This window comes from Mesorhizobium sp. 128a (assembly GCF_053848025.1).
Genome location: NZ_JBSPKY010000076.1, coordinates 1 through 1,223, shown reverse-complemented (window position 1 = coordinate 1,223; position 1,223 = coordinate 1). Strand labels below are relative to the sequence as shown.

The window sequence follows — 1,223 nt, the reverse complement described above, 5'->3', positions numbered from 1 at the left end:
CGGTGGGTTCAACCGGTCATCGCAACACGCTTTAATCTGAGAGGATGAGGAGGTGTTGCATGGTGACGTCACGGATCTGGTTTACGTCAGCGCAGAAGGCCGAGCTTTGGGAGCGATGGAAGCGAGGTCAGAGCATTTCGTCGATCTCGCGGGCACTTGACCGCCGGAACAAGACCGGCGTTCAGCGGATCGTATCCTTACACGGCGGCATTGCTCCGTCAGCTAGACGTAGAGCGGCCTTGACGCTCGGGCTGGCGGAGCGCGAAGAGATCTCTCGCGGGATCGCGGCGGGTCTTGCAATCCGCGCTATTGCACGAAGTCTCGGGCGATCCCCATCGACAATATGTCGCGAGATCTCGCGCAATGGCGGCGCACAAGCGTATCGTGCAACCCGGGCCGACAAGCATGCTTGGGAGCGAGCGCTGCGCCCGAAGCAGTGTCGCCTGGCGTGCTCTGGGCGGCTACGATGGCGGGTGGCGCAAAAGCTGGCGTTGCAATGGTCCCCGGAGCAGATAGCGGGCTGGCTGAGGCGAGAGTACCCAGGCGATCCAAGCATGCGGATATCTCATGAAGTGATCTATCGCAGTCTATTCATCCAGTCGCGAGGGGTGCTCAAGAAGGAACTAACAGCGCACCTGCGTACCAAACGACAGATGCGGCTCGCCAAAGGCGCACAGAGCCGGACGGGGCAAGGACAAATACTCGATATGATCTCCATCCGCGAGCGCCCCGCCGAGGCTGAGGATCGCGCCATCCCAGGCCATTGGGAGGGTGATCTGCTCACCGGGGCGAACGACACGCACATCGCCACCCTCGTCGAGCGGCACAGCCGGTTCACGATGCTTGTAAGGGTAGCGAGGAGGGACTCGGCCACCGTCGTGGCGGCCCTCGCCCAGACGATCGGCACATTGCCCGAAGAGTTGCGGCGCTCGCTAACGTGGGACCAAGGCAAAGAGATGGCTCGGCACAAAAGCTTCACCGTTGCAACCGATCTACAGGTCTACTTCTGCGATCCGCGAAGTCCCTGGCAGCGCGGCAGCAACGAAAATACCAACGGTCTGCTCAGGCAGTACTTCCCGAGAGAAACTAACCTCTCCCATGTCTCGCAGGCCCAACTCAACGCCGTCGCCCTGCGGCTCAATCAGCGACCCCGAAAAACCCTGGACTTCGAAACGCCGGCCGATAGGCTACAGAAGGTGTTGCGATGACCGGTTGAACCCACC

1 protein-coding gene is annotated in these 1,223 nt (G+C 61.2%); it reads left to right on the top strand.

All coding sequences use genetic code 11. The features are described from left to right. Nucleotides 1-59 precede the first annotated feature (59 nt). Nucleotides 60-1,208 carry an IS30 family transposase gene (locus tag ACWTU9_RS33115; RefSeq protein ID WP_454574623.1) on the top strand — a complete coding sequence of 383 codons (1,149 nt, stop codon included), beginning with the start codon at nucleotides 60-62 and terminating at the stop codon, nucleotides 1,206-1,208. Nucleotides 1,209-1,223 lie beyond the last annotated feature (15 nt).